The 19250-nt window shown below is 65.6% G+C and carries 15 protein-coding genes; 13 read left to right on the top strand and 2 right to left on the bottom strand.

What is annotated here, in order from left to right:
• The first annotated feature begins 488 nt into the window (after positions 1-488).
• From RWR81_RS06530 to RWR81_RS06510, 5 genes are all read left to right on the top strand, one after another.
• Positions 489-1577 (top strand): YdcF family protein, encoded by a 1089-nt coding sequence (locus RWR81_RS06530; protein WP_314456075.1) that lies wholly within the window; start codon positions 489-491, stop codon positions 1575-1577.
• An 87-nt stretch (positions 1578-1664) separates the two neighbouring features.
• Positions 1665-2108, top strand: coding sequence for a helix-turn-helix domain-containing protein (locus RWR81_RS06525; RefSeq protein ID WP_314456074.1), 444 nt, complete (start codon positions 1665-1667; stop codon positions 2106-2108).
• A gap of 81 nt (positions 2109-2189) precedes the next feature.
• Positions 2190-2555, top strand: a complete 366-nt coding sequence (locus RWR81_RS06520) for a hypothetical protein (protein WP_314456072.1) — start codon at positions 2190-2192, stop codon at positions 2553-2555.
• Positions 2556-2837: 282 nt separating this feature from the next.
• Positions 2838-3155, top strand: coding sequence for a DUF4235 domain-containing protein (locus RWR81_RS06515; protein WP_314456070.1), 318 nt, complete (start codon positions 2838-2840; stop codon positions 3153-3155).
• 265 nt (positions 3156-3420) lie between these two features.
• Positions 3421-5874 (top strand): (Fe-S)-binding protein, encoded by a 2454-nt coding sequence (locus RWR81_RS06510; protein ID WP_314456068.1) that lies wholly within the window; start codon positions 3421-3423, stop codon positions 5872-5874.
• Positions 5875-6051: 177 nt separating this feature from the next.
• Here RWR81_RS06510 and RWR81_RS06505 read toward each other — a convergent pair whose 3' ends face one another.
• A complete protein-coding gene (locus RWR81_RS06505; protein WP_314456066.1) occupies positions 6052-7647 on the bottom strand; it encodes a replication-associated recombination protein A in 1596 nt (531 codons plus the stop codon).
• A 250-nt stretch (positions 7648-7897) separates the two neighbouring features.
• On the opposite strand from RWR81_RS06505, the gene RWR81_RS06500 reads away from it, so the two are divergent.
• The 8 genes from RWR81_RS06500 to RWR81_RS06465 all read left to right on the top strand — a co-directional run bounded on the left by RWR81_RS06500 (position 7898) and on the right by RWR81_RS06465 (position 18371).
• Complete coding sequence (locus RWR81_RS06500) at positions 7898-8893, top strand: SPFH domain-containing protein (RefSeq protein WP_314456064.1); 996 nt, start codon at positions 7898-7900, stop codon at positions 8891-8893.
• 3 nt (positions 8894-8896) lie between these two features.
• On the top strand, positions 8897-9166 hold the full coding sequence (locus RWR81_RS06495; protein WP_314456062.1) for a hypothetical protein: 270 nt from the start codon (positions 8897-8899) through the stop codon (positions 9164-9166).
• Between the two features lie 297 nt (positions 9167-9463).
• A complete protein-coding gene (pulA, locus tag RWR81_RS06490; protein WP_314456060.1) occupies positions 9464-12385 on the top strand; it encodes a pullulanase-type alpha-1,6-glucosidase in 2922 nt (973 codons plus the stop codon).
• A 289-nt stretch (positions 12386-12674) separates the two neighbouring features.
• Positions 12675-13301, top strand: a complete 627-nt coding sequence (locus RWR81_RS06485) for an ATP-binding cassette domain-containing protein (RefSeq protein ID WP_314456059.1) — start codon at positions 12675-12677, stop codon at positions 13299-13301.
• On the top strand, positions 13298-15388 hold the full coding sequence (locus RWR81_RS06480) for a hypothetical protein (protein ID WP_314456057.1): 2091 nt from the start codon (positions 13298-13300) through the stop codon (positions 15386-15388). The genes RWR81_RS06485 and RWR81_RS06480 overlap by 4 nt, the downstream gene beginning before the upstream one ends.
• A gap of 81 nt (positions 15389-15469) precedes the next feature.
• Positions 15470-16357 carry a hypothetical protein gene (locus tag RWR81_RS06475; protein ID WP_314456056.1) on the top strand — a complete coding sequence of 296 codons (888 nt, stop codon included), beginning with the start codon at positions 15470-15472 and terminating at the stop codon, positions 16355-16357.
• Positions 16358-17587, top strand: coding sequence for a radical SAM/SPASM domain-containing protein (locus RWR81_RS06470; protein WP_314456054.1), 1230 nt, complete (start codon positions 16358-16360; stop codon positions 17585-17587).
• A 169-nt stretch (positions 17588-17756) separates the two neighbouring features.
• The gene (locus tag RWR81_RS06465; protein ID WP_314456052.1) at positions 17757-18371 is read left to right on the top strand and encodes a hypothetical protein; all 615 of its coding nucleotides are present in this window, start codon (positions 17757-17759) and stop codon (positions 18369-18371) included.
• A gap of 72 nt (positions 18372-18443) precedes the next feature.
• On the opposite strand, the gene RWR81_RS06460 is transcribed toward RWR81_RS06465, so the two are convergent.
• Positions 18444-19184 (bottom strand): response regulator transcription factor, encoded by a 741-nt coding sequence (locus tag RWR81_RS06460; RefSeq protein WP_314456050.1) that lies wholly within the window; start codon positions 19182-19184, stop codon positions 18444-18446.
• Between the last annotated feature and the right edge of the window lie 66 nt (positions 19185-19250).

Below are 19250 nucleotides of genomic sequence, written 5' to 3'. Positions count from 1 at the left end.
AGTCGCGGCCGGGCCGACGACGGGGCGCTCCCCTGTCGTTGCAGGTCAACTGTAGGTCGACGCCGCCCACCGACACCAACCCCACATGTTCCAGACGCCCACCCACCAATGCCGACGAAAGACCGTAAAGGTCAGGCGAACTCACCTGACAACATGTGGATCGTGACCATTCAGAAACGTGTTGTGCCTGCAAGAGACACCTCCTGAAGAATGGAATAGCCGGCGAACCAAGCCCAGCAGTAAATATCCCAAAGATAGGCCTCAGGTTGACACCAAGGGGTGCAAATTCGCGCCCAGGAGGCGGTCATACCCACCCCCGACGCCGCCCAGCCCGACCCCACAAGAGCGAGGCGATGTCTCGACTTCAGACATAGGATGAGCGCTGGCTTGTTGGTAACCACCAACCCACCCCATGTCAGGGGGAGTCTGTCCGTCTCACCCCCAGGACAGCCCCGAACCGCCCTACCTCACGGGAGGACCCCAGCTCCATGAACTCAGCCAGGCTCTTCTCCGTTCTGCCGATCGATCTTGCGTTCGCGGCGCTGTGGTGGGTGCTCCTGTGGTTCTCACGGCGCCGCGACAACCGCAGGCTGCGCAACGGGCTCCTCTTCCTGCTGCTGATCAACTCCATCACGGGCGCCCTGATCTACCTCACCTCCCTCATCCCCGGCTCCACCTTCATCCCCGGCCTCGCCAGACCGGAGACGCTGCTAGGCTCCATCCTCTTCCCGACCATGGCGTTCATGCCGTTCCTGCTCATGTTCAACGGCGTCGTCCTCATCCGACGTGAGGGCCGTCGCCTGAGCAACCTGCTGTGCCTCGCGGCCGGGCTGGGACTCATCATCACCCCGATAACCGCCATCTTCCTGGTGGCCACCCTCAACGTGTGGGCCATGCTGCTCGCCATGCTCATGTTCTGCGCCTGCTGCTACCTGGGCACCTTCCTGCTCATCTTCCTGGCGCAGACGATGGTGCAACGGATCTGGGGCGGACGCCGAGCCGTACCGCACCCCGACGTCATCGTGGTTCACGGCGCCGGCCTCATCAACGGGGAGGTCGGGCCACTGCTGGGCTCGCGCATCAAGGGCGCCATCGACGCCTGGCACGACGAGGAGGCCCTGCGCCCCGGAGTGCCGCTACTGGTCATGAGCGGCGGGCAGGGACCCGACGAACCGGTCAGCGAGGCACGCGCCATGGCCGACTATGCGATCGCCCGCGGCGTCCCGTCCGAACGGATCCTCCTGGAGGACCGCTCGACGACGACCCGCACGAACATCGCCTACACCCGCGACCTGCTGGCAGAGATCGGCATGGTGAACCCGCAGGTACTGCTGGTGACGAGCTCCTTCCACGCGGTGCGCACCGCGATCCTCGCCTCCGACATGGGGGTGCCGTGGGCGGTGGCGCCGGCGCGCACGGCCTGGTTCTACATCGTCAACGCCTGGCTGCGCGAGTACATCGCCGTTCTGACCTACCGGCGCAAGCTCGCCCTCATCTGCGCCATTATCGCCGGGCTCCTGTCCATGATGTACGCGCTGGTGATCATCAGCAGCGGTGAGCTGGGGGGCGCCGGCTGAGCGGAGCAGCACCCCCGGCATCCCTCAGCCACAGATTTCAGAACAAGCATTCTTGACCGATCGTTCCAGAATGTTTATTCTGGATTCATGGGACGACGACGAACCTTCATCGAGAGCGAGGCCATCGGCTCCGCCACGGCGGTCTTCGCCGAGCGCGGCTTCGCGGGAGCCTCCGTGGACGACCTGGTCCGGGCCACCGGCGTCAACCGCGCCAGCCTCTACGGGGTCTTCGGTTCCAAGGACGGGCTCTTCCAGCGCTGCCTCACTGAGGCACTGACCGCCCTGAGTCCTGCGGCCACCCCCAACGACTCCACCGACACCGAAGGAGCGGACCACGAGGACCTCGACCTGGTCCTCGTGGCGCTCATGGAGATCGCCCCGCAGGACCCGGCCGTGCGCGAGGCCCTTGAGGCAGCCCTGAACCGGGCGGGCGTCACCGCCGAGGCGCTCGGCCGGCGCCTGCTGGAGCGGGCCGGTGCCGCGGCGTCGACCCCGACAACCTCGGCGGCATCGGCCTCCCCGCCGGCGTAGCCCGTTCCGGCCCCGCGATCACCAGCCAGACCACTACCCCACGACTACCCAACCGACCTGCCCACGAGAGAAGCAGACATCATGAGCCGCAACACCGTCACCATCACCGACACCTCCCTGAGCGTCGAGCCGCACGGGCTGGACAAGATCTGGTCCTACACCTCCCGGCTGGAGTTCCCGCTCGCGCACGTACGCGGCGCCACGCACGACCCCGGCCTGCGCCACGAGCCCAAGGGCTGGCGCGGGCCCGGACTGCAGGCGGGCAGCAAGCTCTCCGGGACCTTCCACGCCGAGGGCACGGCACAGTTCTGGAACATCTCCGGCTACGAGAACACGCTGGTCATCACCCTGGAGGAGGAGCGCTTCACGCACCTCTACCTCACGGTCGACGACCCCGCCGGCCTAGCCGCCCGGATCAACGCCGCCGCCCGTCCCGCCCAGGCGTGAGCCCGCTGCCCCATCCGGTCAGGCGCTCGGCGCCACGCGCCACAGAACCCATCGCCCTCCCGCGCGTTCGTAGGGAAGGTCGCCGGTTCACACTCCTACCACTCGAATGCGCGGCCCAAGGTACGACCGCGTGGGCCCGGCAGCCGGCGCCACGCGGGCGGGCACTGGCTGCGCCGTCGGCCCCGGTACGGCATGATCGGGACAGAACGGGCCGACTCCGCCGGTCCGCCACCAGCACGCAGGCACCACGCACACCGCCCGACCGGGGCGCAAGGAGGACTCATGAGCGCACAGGACCCCGTCGAGATCGACCAGACCACCGACTTCATGTGGAAGGCGACCGCGGCCGTGGCCACGCTCGCCTCCGGGTTCGTGGCCGAGAAGGTCGTGGCCCTCGGCTGGCGGGCGATCACCGGCAGGCCCGCCCCTCGCGAGGAGGACCAGCTGCTCAACTACAAGCTGGCCGAGGTCATCGCCTTCGCCGTCATCTCCGGGGCCACCATCACGCTGGTGCGCGAACTCGGACTGCGCCAGGCCGCCAAGTGGTACAGCGCCCGTCGCCCCGACTCCCCCTATGCGATGCGCGCCATCGGTCGCTGACGGATGCTTGTTGCGTCGTGCGTGCCGGCCCCGCGCCCTGCGGGGCCGGCACGCACCTGTCAGGTGCGCGCTCCGAAGCCCACTCAACAGCGGTCATGACCGCCCTCCCCGCCCCAACGCCTCTCAACCACGGCTTCTCACCGACCCACAGGTAGGCTGATGGGAGCGCCAACGGTGTGCCGCACAGGCGACCCTCCGGGGCGCCGTCGGCCCGCCTCCCAACGCTTCCGCCTTTACCTTCGGAAACCTGAGGAAACCCGACCCGATGAGTGCCGTGCAGATCGCCTGTGTCGTCATCGTCGTCATCGCCACGACGATCGGTATCGCAGTTTTCGCACGCGCCTGTTTCACTATTGCCGCCCGCATGGCCGTGGGCCGTGAGACCGCGCCGGAGCGCCTGCGCCCGGTCGGTCGGCGCCTGGTGCTCACGCTGGGCGCGCTCGTGGGCCACACCGCCTTCAAGGGCCGCCCCTTCATCAAGGCAGCCCACTGGCTGGTCATGGTCTCCTTCCCGCTGTTGTTCCTCACGCTCGTGGCCGGCTACGGGCAGGTGCTGGGCGGCCCCAGCTTCGCGTTGCCGCTCATCGGGCACGCCACCTGGTGGGCCTGGATCGTCGAGCTCATCGCCTGGCTGTCCACGTTCGGGATCGTGGGGCTGACCGTCCTGCGCCGGCGCCTGACCCGGGCCGGCCGGGCCGCCCCGCCCTACGCCCCGGACTCCGACGGCGGCAAGCGTCCGCGCACCTCGCGCTTCGCCGGGTCGACGTCGGCCCAGGCGAGGTTCGTCGAGGCCACGATCATCGGCGTGGTCGCCTGCGTGCTTGCCCTGCGGATGCTCGAGCACGCCCACTTGGCCGCCTCCCCCGACCCGGCGCAGCAGGCCCTGGCCTCCTGGACGCACTTTCCCCTGACGGCCTGGACCGGCCCGCTGCTCACCCCCTTGAGCACCGGCGCCCTGGGCAACGCGATTCTCATCGTCGCCACCATCAAGGTGGTGCTGTCAATGACCTGGTTCGTCGTCGTGGGCCTGCAGCCCTCGATGGGCGTGGCCTGGCACCGGTTCCTGGCGATTCTCAACGTCTACGCACGCCGCGAGGTGGACGGCTCCAAGGCCCTGGGCCCGCTCCAGCCGCTCATGGTCGGCGACGAGCCTCTGACCGAGGCCACCATGGATACGCTGGAGGAGGCCATGGAGGCCGCCGACTCCGGCGAGGGCCCGGAGGTCAAACTGGGCGTGGGCCGCATCGAGGACTTCACCTGGAAGGGCCTGCTGGACTTCTCCACCTGCACCGAGTGCGGCCGCTGCCAGGACCTGTGCCCGGCGTGGAACACCGGCAAGCCCCTGTCGCCCAAGCTGTTCGTCATGGCGCTGCGCGACCACCACGCGGCGGCCGCCCCCTACCTGCGGGCCGCCGGCGCCCTGGGGATCGAACCCGACGACGTCACCGAGGAGGTGGTGGCCTCTCGCCCCGCCTCCGGGGGGATGGTCGGCAAGGTGTTGGGCATGCACGACGGGCTGGCGCGCGAGACGAACCTGGGTCTGGAGCCGGGCACCGCCCACACCGGCGACGTGCTCGGTGCGCTGCTGGCAGCCAAGGCGGCCCCCACCGAGACGGGCGTGGCCACGCGGCCGGCGCCCCTGGCCGGCGAGGTCATCCCCGCCGATGTCCTGTGGGCCTGCACCACCTGCGGAGCCTGCGTGGACCAGTGCCCAGTGGACATCGAGCACGTCGACCACGTCGTCGACGTGCGCCGCCAGCAGGTGCTCATGGAGTCGGCCTTCCCCAAGGAGCTCGGCGGCATGTTCCGCAAGCTGGAGTCCAAGGGGAACCCGTGGGGCCTGCCGGCGCGCAAGCGCATGGACTGGGCCAAGAACCTGGACTTCGAGGTGCCGGTCATCGGCGACGACGTCGACAGCGCCGCGGACGTCGACTACCTGTTCTGGGTGGGCTGCGCCGGCGCCTACGAGGACCGGGCCAAGAAGACGACGCGGGCCGTGGCCGAGCTGCTGCACACCGCGGGGGTGAGCTTCGCGGTCCTCGGCGACGCCGAGACCTGCACCGGCGACCCGGCCCGGCGCGCCGGCAACGAGATCCTCTACCAGATGCTCGCCACGCAGAACGTGGAGACGCTGAGCGAGGTCGGGGCGCAGAGGATCGTGGTGACCTGCGCGCACTGCTTTAACACGATCTCGCGGGAGTACCCGCAGATCGGGGGCCGCTACGAGGTCCTCCACTACACCCAGCTGCTGGGCCGCCTCGTGCGCGAGGGCCGGCTGCGCCCCCTGCCGCCGCGAGATGAGACCCCAGCGGAGTCGTCGAGCCAGGAGACAACCGAAAAGGCGGCGAACGCGCCGACTGTCCCGACGGTCACCTACCACGACGCCTGCTACCTGGGCCGCCACAACCAGGTCTACTCCCCGCCGCGCGAGCTGCTGGAGGCGACCGGCGCGACCACGGTGGAGATGCCACGCAGCCACGAGCGGGGCTTCTGCTGCGGGGGCGGCGGGGCGCGCGCCTTCATGGAGGAGACGATCGGGACGCGGATCGCCGTGGAGCGCTCGCGCGAGGCCATCGGCACCGGCGCGCAGGTCATCGCCACCGCCTGCCCCTTCTGCACCACGATGCTCTCCGACGGCGTCGCCTCCGAGGGCGCGGACGTGAGGGTCACCGACGTCGCCACCCTCATGCTGGAGGCCGTGCGCCGCGGCGCGGAGTAAACGGAAGCAGGCATGGCCCATCGGCCCGGCCGGGGACATCCCCCTCCCACCGGGGACCTTCGACGCGTGCGGGTGCAGGAATCCGGTCCCCGCACGCGTCGAACGCCCCCACCCGCGCCGCAATGTCCCTGCACGCGTCGAATGCCCCTATCGATGAGAGTCGCGGCAGGAACTGGTCTACGTCTCAGTCCCCGCTCGGTTCGGTCCGCCGTCGGCGCCCCCGCCCGACCGGCACCGGCCATCGGCCCCCTCACCAACGTCCTCACCACGCTTGCGCGCCCGCAGCCCCTCCCAGTACTCCAGCCGCTCACGGATGCGGCGCTCGTGACCGTTGGCGGTGGGCTCGTAGAGGGGCTGGCGCTCAACGCCGTCGGGCAGGTAGTCCGCGCCGGAGAAGCCGTCGGCCGTGTCCGGGTCGTACTCGTAGCCCTCGCCGTAGCCGATCTCCTTCATGAGCCGGGTGGGGGCGTTGAGGATGTGGGCCGGCGGCATGAGCGAACCGGTCTCACGCGCCAGGCGCGCCGCCCGCCCGTAACCGCGGTAGACGGCGATCGACTTGGGTGCAGTGGCCAGGTGGACGACCGCCTGGGCGATGGCGAGCTCCCCCTCGGGCGATCCCAGGCGCTCGTAGGCGTCCCAGGCCGCCAGCGTCACCTGAAGGGCGGCCGGGTCGGCCATGCCGACGTCCTCGCTGGCGAATCGCACCAGACGCCGCGCCACATAGAGCGGATCCTCACCCCCGCCCAGCATGCGCGCCAGCCAGTACAGGGCGGCGTCCGCATCGGAGCCGCGCATCGACTTGTGCAGGGCCGAGATGAGGTTGTAATGCTCCTCGCGGGACTTGTCGTACAGGGGCACCCGGGAGGCGACGACGGCGCGCAGACCCTCGACGTCGAGCGGCTCCGGGCCTCCCGGCTCAGACACCCCCACCTCGAGGCCACTCCGCCCGGCGCCGCTGCCCGATCCGGACCCGCTCGCGCCGCCAGTACCGCCTGACTCACCCCTGCTCGACCGGTCGCCATCCGGCCCCGACCTGCCCGGCCTCAGTCCGGCCGAGCCCCGGCCTCCCGTGTCCTGGGCGACGAGGACCTGCTCGACCATTCCCAGCAGGTAGCGACCGTCGCCATCGGCCATGGACAGCAGGGCGGTGCGGGCCTCCTCGGTCAGGGCGAGGCTGCGGCCCGTCAGGGACTCGGCGCGCGCCAGCAGCTCGGCCAGGGCGGCCTCGTCCAGGCGGCGCAGGACCATCACCTGGCAGCGCGACAGGAGGGCGCCGTTCAGCTCGAAGCTCGGGTTCTCGGTGGTCGCACCGACCAGGACGACCGTCCCATCCTCGACGTAGGGCAGGAAGGAGTCCTGCTGGGCCCGGTTGAAGCGGTGGATCTCGTCGACGAACAGGAGCGTTCCCTGCCCGATCTCGCGGCGGCGGGCCGCGGCGGCGAAGACCTTGCGCAGGTCGGCCACCCCGGAGAAGGTCGCCGAGACCTGCTCGAAGATCAGGCCGGTGCGGTCGGCCAAGAGGCGGGCGACCGTCGTCTTGCCGCAACCCGGCGGGCCCCACAGGATGATCGAGGACAGGCGGCCGGAAGTGACCATACGGCCCAGCGGGGCGTCGGTGGCGAGCAGCTGGTCCTGGCCGACGACGTCGTCGAGCACCCGCGGGCGCAGCCGGTCGGCCAGCGGGCGGGCCGGGTCGTCAACGAGGCCGGAGCCGTCGGGACCGGCGTCGTCGAACAGCGAGGGCGAGTCCGGTTCGGGCGCGTAACGAGCCATGCCTTGAGCGTAGGACCTGGCGGTGACACGAATGCCGGCCGGGCACACTCCCGCCCCGCCGGGGACATCCTGCGCGTACGGGTGCGGGTTTTCCGTCCCCGTACGCGTGGCACGCCCCCGCCCGCAAGAAAACGTCCCCACACGCGCGGAAGACACCGTTCGCAGCCCCGCGCAGACGAAACGGCCCAGGAGACACCGCTTGCGCACACCCGAAAAATAGATATCATTTTGCTAACTGAAGGAGGTTCTCATGCCCGCGTCCCCTGTTCAACCCACCAAGCCACCCACCTCAGCCGACGCCTCGGACCATCCCGGCAACGCTCCCGAACACATCTCCAGCCATGTCGACATCATCGAGAGGCCCGCCCGGGCCGCCGGTTCGGGCGCAGCCTTCCTCGCTCTGGTCCTGTACCTTGCCCTCATCATCGGCTCCAGCGTCACGATCTTCAGGGCCGCCGTCGACGCCGACGCAGGCAGGCCCGTGGCGATTCCGCTCGCCATCTGCGCAGCAGTGGTCCTCGTGCTCACCTTCGTGCTGCTGCCCACCAGCCTGGTCATCATCGTCCCCGGTCAGACCAGCGTGCGTCAGTTCTTCGGCCGCTACATCGGCACCGTGCGACGCCCAGGGCTCGCACTCGTCCCACCGCTGACCGGCGGGAGGAAGGTCTCCATCAAGGTCCACAACTTCGAGACCAACGAGCTCAAGGTCAACGACCTGGACGGCAACCCCGTCAACATCGCCGCCATCGTCGTGTGGCAGGTGGCCGACACCGCCCGCGCCGTCTTCGCCGTCGAGGCCTATGAGGAGTTCATCAAGGCCCAGGCCGAGTCCGCGCTGCGCCATGTGGCCACCACCCACCCCTACGACGAGCCGGGACCGGGCGAGACCTCGCTACGAGGCGGCACGGACCTCGTCTCCGCCGAGCTGGCGGCCGAGGTCGCGGCCCGGGTGGCGCTGGCGGGCCTGGAGATCGTCGAGGTGCGCATCTCCTCGCTGGCCTACGCCCCCGAGATCGCCCAGGCGATGCTCCAGCGTCAGCAGGCCGGCGCCGTCATCGCGGCCCGCGAGCAGATCGTCGAGGGCGCCGTGACCATGGTCGACCAGGCCCTCAAGCGCCTGGAGGCCGATGACATCGTCACCATGGACGAGGAGCGCCGCGCCCAGATGGTCTCCAACCTCCTGGTGGTGCTCTGCTCCGACCAGCGCACCCAGCCCGTCGTCAACACCGGCTCCCTCTACGCTTGAGCCGTGGCCGGTAAAGAGCGCAAGCAGGTCCTACTCCGGTTGGACCCCGCCGTCCACGCGGCCATCGCCAAGTGGGCGGCGGACGACCTGCGCTCGGTCAACGCCCAGATCGAGATTCTTCTGCGCCGCGCGCTCGATGACGCCGGACGCGGCGTCAAGGCCGCCCCCATGCGCGGACGGGGCCGGCCGCGCAAGGACGGTGGGGAGCATGGCAGCATGAACCGCACCGCCGAGCCGCACGACGACGTCGGCCCCGCTGAGAACAGTGAGTAGGTGAGACGGCCCACCGCAGCCGGGACTCGACGGTCCAACCCGGCCTGCCCCCATGTTATCGAGTCATGGCTCCGTCACCTTACGATCCCCGACACCCAGCGCAGCGAGTCGACCCAGGGCACCGCTTGCACATCCGCAGGGCGCCCCTCCAACAGGCTGACAGCGGCCCGTCACCCGGGGGAGACTACGAGGCGACCGGAATCCGCTCGCGGCCCCCGCCCCACGGAACCCTACGCAACAAGACCGGCAGGACCGGAGGCGCCCCACCACGGCGCCTTCGTTCGGGAGGACACCACCATGACCTTCACCTACTCGATCACCTGCACACTCGACGGCACCGCGGCCTTCCCACCCGTGGCGGGCAGCGAGGAGCAGCGCGGCTACTGGGTCACCCCCACCCTCCTGGCCTGGCCGCTGTCCCTGCTGCCCAGGGGGATGGATCGCGGAAACGTCGTCACCGACGCCGGTGACCCCGTCCCCGGCTCCGGCCTCGCCCTGCAGCTCATCACGGCGCCCGACGGCGGCGCGGCCGCCGTCCACGGCCGGATCCTGGGCGCGGACGGCATGCCCGCCCCCACGGTGACACCGCTGCGGGTCGTCGGGAACCTGCCCGGCGACATCCTGGCCGCCCACCCCCACCTGGAGGGCTACATCGCCCTGAGCGCGACCGATACCGCCGGCACTCCCCTGCTCGATGACGATGCCGTCACCACCGCCCTGACCGGCCAGGTAGCGATCGCCCAGTACGTCGGGATTCCAGACCCCACCGAGGCCGCTGACATCAGCGGCGCCCAGCTCGATGCCTTCACCGGCGTGCAGACGGCGATCCTCCTGGACCACCTCTACGCCGAGGCTGCCACCCGCGCCGACCTGGGCGTCACCTTCTCAGGCGGCCGTCCCTCCTTCGCCCTGTGGGCGCCCACCGCCCAGGCCGTCACCCTCCTGAGCTGGGAGACCGGCAACCGGCTGGGCTCGGTGCCGGAAGTTCCCGGCCCACCGAGACGCACCCCGGCCGTGCGCACGGGCGACGGCCGCTGGGTCGTCGACAACCGCCCCGACCAGCCGGGCGACGCCACCGCGAACGGCTCCAGCAGCGATCCCGACCCGAGCCGATCCGGCGCCCCCATCGCGGCCGGCTGCCAGTACCTGTGGGAGGTACGGGTCTACGTGCCCTCCACCCTGCAGGTGGAGACCAATGTGGTGACCGACCCCTACTCGACGGCGTTGACGACCGACTCGACCCGCTCGGTCGCCGTCGACCTGGCCGACCCTCGCCTGGCCCCCGAGCAGTGGGCCCGGACCCCGGCACCATCAATCCGCAACGACTCGGCCCGCAACATCTACGAGCTCCACCTGCGGGACTTCTCCGCCGCAGACGAGACCGTCCCGCCCGAGTTGCGCGGTACCTACCGGGCCTTCACGGTGGCCGACTCCGCGGGCGTGCGTCATCTGTCCGAGCTGGCGCAGGCCGGCATGAACACGATCCACCTGCTGCCCACCTTCGACATCGCCACCATCCCCGAGCACCGCCGGGCCCAGCGCTCACCGCGAATCCCCTCCGAGGCGCACCCCGCCTCGACCGATCAGCAGGCGGCCATCGCGGAGGTGGCCGACGACGACGCCTACAACTGGGGCTACGACCCCCTGCACTGGGGCGCCCCCGAGGGCTCCTACGCCACCGAGGGTCACCAGGACGGCGGGGCGCGCCTCGTCGAGTTCCGCGAGATGGTCGGCGCTCTGCACGCCCTGGGGCTCCAGGTGGTCCTCGACCAGGTCTACAACCACACGGCAGCCTGCGGACAGGACCCGCGCAGCATCCTGGATCGGGTGGTGCCCGGCTACTACCACCGGCTCGACGCCGTCGGACGGGTGACGAGCTCGACCTGCTGCGCCAACACGGCCACCGAGAACGCCCTGTGCGAGCGCCTCATGGTGGACTCGGTGGTGCGCTGGGCGCGCTGGTACCGGGTCGACGGCTTCCGCTTCGACCTCATGGGCCACCACCCGCGCGCCACCATGGAGCGCGTGCGGGCGGCCCTGGACGGGCTGACCATGGAGGCCGACGGCGTCGACGGCCGCTCGATCTACCTGTACGGGGAGGGCTGGAACTTCGGGGAGGTCGCGGGCAACGCCCTGTTCGTACAGGCCACACAGGGGCAGCTCGACGGCACCGGGATCGGCGCCTTCAATGACCGCCTGCGCGACGCGGTCCACGGTGGGGGCGCCTTCGACCCCGACCACCGCGTCTTCCAGGGCTTCGGCACCGGCCTGCTCACCCAGCCCAGCGGACTGGACCACCGAACCTGGAACGAACAGTCGGCGGATCTGGCCCACCGCACCGACCTGGTGCGTCTGGGCATGGCGGGCAACCTCAAGGACTACGTCATGACGATCTCGGACGGGACGGTACGCCGCGGGATCGACCTCATCCACAACGGGGCACCGACAGCCTTCGCCTCCCAGCCCCAGGAGAACGTCAACTACGTCGACGCCCACGACAACGAGACTCTCTATGACCTGCTGGCCTACAAACTGCCCCAGGGCATGCCGGTGGCCGAGCGGGTACGAATGAACACGGTGTGCTTGGCCACGGTGACGCTGGCGCAATCGCCGGCCTTCTGGAGCGCGGGCACCGAGCTGCTGCGCAGCAAGTCCTTGGACCGGGACTCCTACAACTCGGGGGACTGGTTCAATGCCATCGACTTCACGGGGCAGTCCAACGGCTTCGGAAGGGGACTGCCGCCGGCCAGCAGCAACGAGGGCTCCTGGGCCATCCAGGGACCGCTGCTGCAGGACGACTGGCTGCGGCCCTCACCCGAGGAGATCGCGGCCGCACGCTCCCAGGCACTCGACCTCCTGCGCCTGCGCGCCTCGACACCACTGTTCAGCCTGGGGTCCATGCAACTCATCCAGGACAAGCTGACCTTCCCGGGCGCAGGCTTCGGCGCGCCGGCTGGAGTCATCGTCATGCTCATCGACGATACCCGTGGCGGACACGACGTGGACCCCGGGCTCGACGCCGTCCTGGTGGTCATCAACGCCTCCGGACAGCTGCTCACTCAGTCGTTGCCCGAGTTGGCGGGCCGGGAATTCCACCTCTCCCCCATCCAGGCCGAGGGCGCCGACGAGGTGGTGCGCCGCACCGGCTTCGACCGCGCCAGTGGGACGATCTCGGTGCCGGCGCGCACAGTGGCCGTCCTGGTGCAGGAAAACAACTAAGTGGTCACCCAGCCTCATGGAGTGCTATTATTTACGGCACACCTGTTGCGGGGGAGGAGGTGACTCCAATGGAACGCGACAACGAGATCGACCTCGACGAACTGGTGGAACTCGAGGAAGACGTATCGCCGGCAACCGGAATGGGCTGCGGCGGCCTTTGCTAGGTAGATGAGGTGATTGTGGTCGGTGGGGCGAATCGCACCGCCGACCACACCGCCGGGCGCATTATTAGGATAGAGGCATCATGCGAGTCAGCGTCGACAGCTTGTCTAAATCTTTTGGAAACCGAGTGCTCTTTGAGGATCTCAAGCAAGAATTCTTCCCCAACGAAGTCAATGTCATTTTGGGGGAAAGTGGCTCAGGGAAGACCACACTGCTCAACATCATCGGTCTTTTCGAGCCGGCCGACTCCGGAATAGTGAGCTACGATGGGTCCCAGGTCTCGGGACTGTCGAAGTCTCGAACTCGAAAACTGATCCGGTCGCATGTGGCTTACATCTACCAGGACATCAGGATCTTTGAGGATCTCACTGTTCGCGAGAACCTCAAGCTGGCTCTCAGATTCTCCTCAGTCCCAAAAAGCAATCACGAGTCGATCATCGATTCAATTCTCACCCGAGTCGGACTTGATGGCTTTCAGCCCCGGATCTCCAAGGAACTCAGCGGGGGCGAGAAACAACGCGTCGCCATCGCGCGTGCACTTATTTCTGGAAAAAAACTCATCCTCGCGGACGAGCCCACCGGCGCCCTCGATGAGGAGAACTCACGCTCTGTGATCCGCCTCATCAGGGATATCAACGAGCGCGAACGTTGCACGATCCTCATGGTAACGCACTCCATGCTCGTCGCCAGCGAATTCGAGCACAGGTTCTGGTTGAGGAGCGGCAGGCTCCACTACGGAAGTGATGAGCAGTGAAGACGGTTATTCGCTTCATCCTGTTGATCATTCTCATCCAGCTCGGCAGTGTCATCGCCCTGGAGACCTTTCAGGAGTCCAAGAAGGCTGCATACGAGCAGACAGAGGTCTACTACGTCAGTGACAACCAGAACGGGGTACTCGCCGACCCAGCGAATCTGCTGACAGCGCTCAAGGACTCGTCGGCCACTGTCGTTGGAATGGACGACCACAAGCGGGTGGTCATGTCGCGCTTCTCCAGTCTGTCAATCCTCGACGGACGCGCCCCGACCGAGCCAGACGAGTACCTCGCCCCGGCAGATTCCCAGGACGACAGTACGGACTCGGATGGAACGAAGGTCGGGACCTACGCCGAGACTTTGAGCATGAACGGGGTGGGGAACGTCTATCTCATGAAGGGAGGAGAGCCACTGACGCTGCGTGAGATCCGATTCGACGGCGAGCCCGACGCCTCAGTCGCCGACACCGTCGAGCACTCCGGATTCACACGGCTCAGCGATGAGAGCATCGACCGGAAGATCAATGCCGAAGCGTATTCACTCATTGAGCTGATCCTCAAGATCTTCTCCACCACCCTTCTTACCATGGGACTCGTCGCCTGGGTTTCACTGGTTCTCCGACAGGTCATTGATTCCACCCGCCAGCTGGAAGCCCTGGCCGGGTTCGGCGCAAGCCCGTGGGAGATAGCGACAAGCTACGTGATGATTCACCGTCGCGAGTACCTCACCGTCGCGGCTCAAACCGGGACGGTTTACCTCCTCGCCGGCATTGCCGCCACCTTCATTACCTCCCACCTATGGCTCCCTATCTTCGTGGCAACGTGGTTGGCATCATTTGTCGTTCTCATCGGTTCACTCGTCATAATGGTGCTTCTCAGATTGCACCCACGAAGAAGCCGGGGACGGCGGGCGCCGGCGTGGTTGTTCGATGTTCTTGTCGTGGCAATAGGTCTCGGTGGTTACGCGTACACCAGACTGGTCCTTGTCCTTGCCCTGGCAGCACTACTGATTGGCATCCGGGCGATAATGCGGCGCGAGCTGATCGTCACGTCCCTCTACAAGAGCATGGGTGCAACCCTACTGAGTCTTGTCGTCATCATCACGGTACTCACGGCACTGAACATCGGCACGATCTCAATCGGCCTGAACACCATGCGCAAGGAGAACCTCACCGTCGAGACCACCATGCCATTTGAGACCCAGATCGTCACTCCGGAACTGCCTGAAGACATTGATCACCGGGAGGACTTCATCCGCTACGCCTACATCAACCCCATCAGTGGGATCGAGATCGGCGATCAACGTACCTACCCCTTGGTATATGCCACTGATCTGCAACGCTACAGTGACAAGATCGCTTCTGGACCGACGCTTGATGAGGATTCCGTCGTCGTGGGCAGGGCACTGTCCGCAAAGTACAACGTTAAAGTCGGTGACGTAGCAACCATCAACGGACACACCGCCACAGTGACAAATATTGTCGACACAGAACAGTACGCAGGAATGATGATCTACCTGTCTCCGAACAAGTTCCGGGCACTTTATGGCGATACGGGAACAACTTACTTCGCCACGGACCGCCCCAAGACAGAAGTGAAAAACACTTTCCCAGACGGCACGACGATCATGTCCCGCTCGGATTACCGCACGTTCTACCGCAACACTGTTGCAGAGACTATGGCGGCAGTCTATGCACTGACGCTCGTCATACTCGCCGTCAGCGCGTATATCGTTTTCAAACTCTTCTCCGTCTTCATCGACCTCATCGAGTGGAAGGTGAACCTCCTGCGCGGGCTCGGACTTTCTAAGACAGAGTTCATGCGAAGCGTCCTGGTCCAGCTCGGCGCGATCGCACTGGGAGCTCTGCTGGTCAATCTAGTTCTGTCCAAACACCTGTCCGGCCACCTGACCACATGGATACTCAATGCAACCGACTCCTACGTTACCGTGTCGGTCGACCTTCCCGTTGTCGGATCAGTCATACTGGAGTACGCGATTCTTATCGTTGTTCTGGCACTTCTCGCATATCGGAGAGTGACTCGAGAATCGATCTACCAGCAGTTCCTCCGTACGAGTCCCAGAACATGAGAGGCAGAGATGGACTGTTACATCGCCAGTCTTCATAGACTCATCAATGACGACCGCGTCACAGCATCCGAACTCTCCTTTATGAGCAACTACTCCGTGACCAGGGCGTGGATCGACACGAAAATGGCGGATAGTTTCGACGTACCAATCATCTATCCCTCCTGGTTCCCGAACTTCAACGCACTTCAGGAACTTTATCCACAGTTGCGAACAGTCCAGGCGAACGACTTCAAGGAATACCTGAGCGTGATCCACGAACGGCTCGCACGTGGCTCAGTGGTCACGGCAATCGACCGATACCACTTGGACTACATCAAGCCTCAGCGCCATATGGGAGCCCACTACATCATCATTCACGACGCTTTCGATACTCTTTTCATGTACTTTGATCCATATGATCGGGGCGAGCACGTCGTCAGCGCCGAGGAGCTCGAGGCATGGACATCCCCATCGCATCCCTCAGTTCAGTACATGGGATATTCGGTGACGTTCATCGACCCATCAGTTGACTCGAAACGCCCTCCATTGACTTTGGAGACGATCCTGGATCAACGAATCGCGAATATTCGCACCACGATACGAAACATAGGCGGATTCAAAGTAACAGCCCCCCTTTCCTCCAGGGCATATCGATTCTTTCTCAAACTTGCCTTGGGAGGCATGAGCAACTCCGACTTCAACAAGAAGAACGGCAGACTGGAGAATAAAGAGTTCTTCATCCACAAGAGGATGCTGATATCTGCTGCCTTGGAAACGGCGATCATCGGATACTACCAGGCCCTGCTCCGGGCATTTGAATGGATCTACATCAAGGATGTTGAGATCACTCGACGTCGATGGATCGTTTTTATGAACCTGTACATAATCGGCCTCAGGATCGAGTTGTCGAGGTACCAGGCCCTCAAGGCGATAGTTCACGGGGCTCGAATAGAGAGCCGAGGTCGGAATTTTTTAGAGGCGATGAGATGAATGGTCACTCTCAGAAATGGAATGTACTATGATGTCCTGACTCACAGGGTTTTCAAGAGACGACCGAGCTCGGACAGCCCATGTCTGAATCGTCCGATTCATCGCTCCAGCGTGCGAGACCGGACATTCTCTCTCGATTCCGGGCGGGCCCGTCGCGTCGTACTCATCCTGACCGAGCGATGCAACCTCGCCTGCTCGTACTGCTACGCCGGTCAGGGAGCTTACGGCAAGGGCTCCTTGAACAGGATTCCAGACCGCCAGATTGACAGCATTCTGGAGTACCTCGAGGAGACTTTCCCAAACGGAATCGAGAATCTCCAGTTCTTCGGCGGTGAACCCCTGCTGGAGACACGGGCGATTCGCTCCATATGCGAACGCGCGCCACACTGTGTCTCAATTCGAGAATCTGCCAGATCGGTAGTCACCAACGGGACTGTTCTCAGTGAAGGAATACTTGAGGTTCTGTCCATCTATCACATTGCCGTGACCATCAGTCTTGATGGTTCCGCTGAGTTTCACGATCTCTACCGCGTCTTCAAACGAGGCGGGCGCGGGTCTTTTAGCGTCGTGACTAAGAATGTCGCGCGTTTGGCGTCAGCAGGAGTGCCCGTCGCGATCCAACTCACCGTGAGCCCGGCAATGGTTCAGGCCCACGCACGGGGACAGTTTGACGTTGAAGATTTTTCAGATCTTCTTGACAACATCGGGGTACGTTATGTACACCTGTCGCCCGTCATTGATGTTCTTGGAGGGGAGTTCTCCTTCTCGGAGCAGCAGCTAGAACAGCTCGACGCATTTCAGGCGCAGATGATCGCGGCACTGCACGCCCGAGGCCTCATGAACAACGCAGTAGTGGAGGCCCACAGATTCCTTACGAAGCGAGAATGCAACCCAGGATACTGCGGCGCGGGGCTTGACGAGTTGACGGTCGACATCAACGGGGATCTTTATCCGTGCTTCATGTTCATCAACAAACCGGAGTTCCGCATAGGAACCATTAACAAGGGAGTGACCAACACTGCCCTCATCACCCAGCTGGAGACCAACCGCAAGGCCCACTCCGAGATATGCGAGAGGTGTGCAATCGTGGACTCCTGCAAGGCGTGTGTGGGCGCGAGCGTGCTCGAGAACGGCACAGTGTCACGACCGAGCACAACAATGTGCCGGTTCCTGAACAACAACTATTTCCTCGGTGTCAATGAGCTGATTGAAAGCATCCGACATGAGTGAGATCATCAAAGTCGGGAAGTTCAGCGACAGGTACACCTATCTTCTCACGAGCGACGGCAGATACTCCCTTATCGAATCCTCTCGCATCCGGTGCTCTCAGGAGCTCGTGGGCAGGCCTGTGCGCCGGGAAGCAGGCACGAGCCGCCTCGATACCCAGCCTGGGAGCGGGATGAGCTTCCAACTGACTGCGCCACGCCTGCTGGGCTTCGTCACCGTCCTCGCAGTCTGCTCGGTAGCCCTATGGCCCAGGATGCCGTCGGGCGTGATCATCATGTGGAGTCTCATTCTGCACGAGCTCGGGCATATCGGCATTGCGTTCACTCAGGGATCGCGAGATCTCACTCTGGGGGCCCGCCTCCAGTATCGGATCCTCCCGATCCTCTACGTCTCCAACCGCACGATCTACGAACGCAGCCGGCTGCAGCGGATTCTTTACTACAGCGGTGGGGTGCTCGCCAATCTCGTGCTGGTCGCGGCGTGCTTCACCGTGCTTCACCTGGTTCCCGATGCCGCTGAGACGCAGCAGCATCTTGCGCTCGCTGTTCACACCAACGCCTTCCTGGCGCTGATCAACCTTTACCCGCTCATGTTCACGGACGGATTCAACATTCTCAGAGAGATACTCCAGATCTACGACCTGCGCCGACTCGTCATGTCGCATCTAGTCCGCCCCCGGGACCTTCTGGCCGTCAGTCGGGTTGCCTTCGCCTACTACGTCTTCGTGCTCGTCTCGCTGGTGCTGCTTCTGGCTCGTATGGTCGTGGCGGTCGCCGCGCTGCTATAGCAGAGGAGTATTGGCCGCAGGATGCGTCCACGGGGTCGTCCCGTCATCTTGTGAGTGTCAACAGGTACCGGATCACGCCTGGCCCAGGACATCGGCAAGGTCGATGACGCCGCCGCGCAGGGCCAGCAGCACCAGCTGGACCCGGTCGCGGCAGCCGGTCTTGGACAGCAGGTGACTCACGTGAGTCTTGACCGTGGGCATGGACAGCCACTCGCGGTCGCAGATCTCCTGGTTGGTCAGTCCCAGGGCGATGAGCGCCAGGATCTCGCGCTCACGCTGGGTCAGACCCTCGATCTGCTGGGCGGCCTCGGCCGCTCGGACCGCCTCGGCCGAGCCCTCGGAGGGGCTGCTCCCCGTGCCGGCGGCATCCCCCGCCCCGGCACCGCTGACCTGGCCGGCACGCACAGCGGTCAGCAGCCGGCGCGTGGGCCCCGGGGAGATGACGGAGTCGCCGTCATGGACCGTGTGGATCGCGGCGATGAGGTCCTGTGGCGGGGTGTTCTTGAGCAGGAAGCCGGCCGCACCGGCCTCGATGGACCCCATGACGTAACCGTCGGTGTCGAAGGTGGTCAGGATGACGACCCGCCCGGAGATGCCGCGGGCCACGAGCTCGCGAGTCGTGGACAGGCCGTCGAGACCCGGCATCTGCACATCGAGCAGGAGCACGTCGACCGGGTCAGCAGCGTTGCACCTCAGGGCATCATTGCCGTCAACGGCCTGCCAGACGACCTCCATGTCCGGCTGCGCTCCCAGCAACATGGCCAGTCCCATGGTGAACAGCGGTTCATCATCGGTCAGGCCCAGGCGGATCACAGGCGGCTCCCCTCTTCAACGTCAGCTCATCGGCAGTATCCGCCCTCCGTGTTCCAACTGTGTGGT

The organism is uncultured Actinomyces sp. (assembly GCF_963526355.1).
Lineage (GTDB): Bacteria > Actinomycetota > Actinomycetes > Actinomycetales > Actinomycetaceae > Actinomyces.
Note: the sequence above shows the minus strand (reverse complement) of the source record. Positions and strands in the feature narration are given on the sequence as shown.

Excerpts from the sequence above, each read along its gene's own strand:
- RWR81_RS06530 (WP_314456075.1), top strand. The coding sequence starts at position 489 with ATGAACTCAGCCAGGCTCTTCTCCGTTCTGCCGATCGATCTTGCGTTC.
- RWR81_RS06525 (WP_314456074.1), top strand. The coding sequence starts at position 1,665 with ATGGGACGACGACGAACCTTCATCGAGAGCGAGGCCATCGGCTCCGCC.
- RWR81_RS06520 (WP_314456072.1), top strand. The coding sequence starts at position 2,190 with ATGAGCCGCAACACCGTCACCATCACCGACACCTCCCTGAGCGTCGAG.
- RWR81_RS06515 (WP_314456070.1), top strand. The coding sequence starts at position 2,838 with ATGAGCGCACAGGACCCCGTCGAGATCGACCAGACCACCGACTTCATG.
- RWR81_RS06510 (WP_314456068.1), top strand. The coding sequence starts at position 3,421 with ATGAGTGCCGTGCAGATCGCCTGTGTCGTCATCGTCGTCATCGCCACG.
- RWR81_RS06505 (WP_314456066.1), bottom strand. The coding sequence starts at position 7,647 with ATGGCTCGTTACGCGCCCGAACCGGACTCGCCCTCGCTGTTCGACGAC.
- RWR81_RS06500 (WP_314456064.1), top strand. The coding sequence starts at position 7,898 with ATGCCCGCGTCCCCTGTTCAACCCACCAAGCCACCCACCTCAGCCGAC.
- pulA (WP_314456060.1), top strand. The coding sequence starts at position 9,464 with ATGACCTTCACCTACTCGATCACCTGCACACTCGACGGCACCGCGGCC.
- RWR81_RS06475 (WP_314456056.1), top strand. The coding sequence starts at position 15,470 with ATGAGCAACTACTCCGTGACCAGGGCGTGGATCGACACGAAAATGGCG.
- RWR81_RS06470 (WP_314456054.1), top strand. The coding sequence starts at position 16,358 with ATGGTCACTCTCAGAAATGGAATGTACTATGATGTCCTGACTCACAGG.
- RWR81_RS06465 (WP_314456052.1), top strand. The coding sequence starts at position 17,757 with ATGAGCTTCCAACTGACTGCGCCACGCCTGCTGGGCTTCGTCACCGTC.